Source organism: Campylobacter sp. TTU-622 (assembly GCF_016598965.1).
Classification (GTDB): Bacteria; Campylobacterota; Campylobacteria; order Campylobacterales; family Campylobacteraceae; genus Campylobacter_D.
The window spans coordinates 1-1,794 of record NZ_JAENKR010000143.1; the positions used below are offsets into that span (position 1 = coordinate 1).

At 30.7% G+C, this 1,794-nt stretch carries 1 protein-coding gene and 1 pseudogene; one reads left to right on the plus strand and one right to left on the minus strand.

Annotation, left to right across the window (positions count from 1 at the left end; all coding sequences use genetic code 11):
* Positions 1-604, minus strand: a pseudogene (locus JG677_RS07995) (autotransporter outer membrane beta-barrel domain-containing protein); the annotation flags it as partial.
* Between the two features lie 775 nt (positions 605-1,379).
* On the opposite strand from JG677_RS07995, the gene JG677_RS08000 reads away from it, so the two are divergent.
* A complete protein-coding gene (locus tag JG677_RS08000) occupies positions 1,380-1,574 on the plus strand; it encodes a hypothetical protein (RefSeq protein WP_200286104.1) in 195 nt (64 codons plus the stop codon).
* Positions 1,575-1,794 lie beyond the last annotated feature (220 nt).

The window sequence follows — 1,794 nt, forward strand, 5'->3', positions numbered from 1 at the left end:
TACCTATAACACCTTCATTAACTATACCAGCAGTTCCACCTGTAACTGATCCTGAAATAGTGATTTGAGTATCAATCTCTTTTCCACCTCCTATATAAATACCAGAATTACCACCACTTATACTAGCGCCTTCTTTAACTTCAATACCATCAGCTTCTATAGCTTTAGAAGTTTCATTGTCTATATTAATACCATTATTTCCAGCTTTAATGCTACTACCATTTTCTAGGATAATTCTTCCTAGTTTCATAGTGCTACCACTAACACCACCAACATCAAAAAAACCTATACCATTTAAATCAGCTTCTATAGTGCCTTTATTAATTATAGTATTAATATAATTTCCAGCTTCTGCTAAAATACCATGAGATTTTGATTTAATAAGACCTTCATTGGTTAAATTATCAATAGTGGAAGGTTTATTATAAACTGTCATAAGACTAATAGCTGCTGAGATAGTGCTATTGCCAGTTGATTCTATAGTACCTTTATTAATAAGAGTTCCCATAGAAGCATTAAGCATAGCAACACCTAAAACACCAGAGACTAAACCATCATTAGTAAAAGTTTTTATTACACCCCTTAAATATACACCAGCTGACATATCTACAGTTGTAGTAGGTTCCCTAGTTCCTGTGCTTTTTATAGTTCCAGTGTTTGTGAAATTATCTATTGTTGTTCCACTAACTATACTTACTCCATAGTTAGTATTACTGCTTATAGTTCCACTATTGTTAAAAGTTTTAATATAAGCACTACCGAGATAAGCGCCTTCATTTTTTGAATTTATAGCTCCGCTATTATTAAAATTATCTATAGTTGAACCACTTGATACATTTACACCTTTTCCGCTGTTACTACTAATAGTTCCACTATTGATAAAAGTTTTAATCTCAGTATTACCAAGATAAATAGCTTCACCAGCGTTTGAACTTATAGTTCCACTATTACTAAAATTATTGATTGTAGATTTATTATCGCTGTTTCCCCAAACTGTGATACCAAATTTAGAAACACCATTTCCTATAATGCCTTCATTAGTGAAGGTATCTATGGTAACACCATTTTGATTGTTAGTTCCTAAATTAACACTAGCTTTACTGCTTCCACCTATAAGTGTTCCTTTATTTAAAAAAGTAGAAATAGAATTTCCTTGTGCAAAATTTATAGCACTAGCACTAGAACTAGAAGCAATAATACTTCCGCTACTTTCATTGGTAAAAGTATTTATATTGACACTATTTTCAATATCAATTGCATTATTGCTACTTTGAATAGTCCCGCTATTATTAAAATTATTAATAGTAGAATCTTTCCAAATTTTAATACCAAATTTAGAATTATTATTTCCTATAGTGCCACTATTTTCAAAGCTTTCTATGGTAGCACCACTTGAATTATTTGATTCTCCTATTTTTATGGCTGCTGCATCACTTTTGCTTGATAAGAATCCTTCATTTTTAAAAGTAGAAGTTGAAGAGTTTCCTTGGAAATTTAAAGCTGGACCAGAGTTTACTTGTATAGTTCCACCACTTTCTATAACAAGAGTATTGCCAGTGCCACTTATGGTATGAGTATTACTTAAAGATTGATTTATAGTAGTATTAGTATTTTGATAAACACTTGCTGATCTACTTTTTGAATTAACTTCACTATAAGCTTCTACATTAGAATTATCTGCATAAGAATAAGAACTTAAAAAAGAAATTGTAACTAAAGAAAGAACTAGTTTTTTTGAAGAAGAATGGTTTTTTTCAATCCCCCCCCCCCGTTAATATTTCTTTTTTAAATAAA

Excerpts from the sequence above, each read along its gene's own strand:
- JG677_RS08000 (WP_200286104.1), top strand. The coding sequence starts at position 1,380 with ATGGTAGCACCACTTGAATTATTTGATTCTCCTATTTTTATGGCTGCT.